We start from the raw sequence: 223 nt of genomic DNA on the forward strand, positions 1-223 counted from the left end.
TGGTTTCGTCGTTCTCGACCTGCTCGCTGCGGTCGTGACCCACGAACGTCGACTCGTCGTGGTTGACGTGGATGTTCCGGTCCTTCTGCGCGTGGACGTAGATTTCTTCCTGATCCTTCTCGTCCTCAAAGCGCAGTTCGTTGTATCCCTCGCCTTTGTGGGTCTTGGTCTTGATGGTCATCCGCGTCTTGTGGCGCGGCAGGTCGTAAGGCGGCAATTGCAG

General features: G+C 57.8%; 1 pseudogene. It reads right to left on the reverse strand.

What is annotated here, in order from left to right:
• A pseudogene (locus tag KVT32_RS32020) lies at positions 1-223 on the reverse strand (type VI secretion system tip protein VgrG); the annotation flags it as partial.

It is taken from the genome of Achromobacter sp. GbtcB20, assembly GCF_019091095.1.
Taxonomy (GTDB): Bacteria; Pseudomonadota; Gammaproteobacteria; order Burkholderiales; family Burkholderiaceae_B; genus Achromobacter; species Achromobacter mucicolens.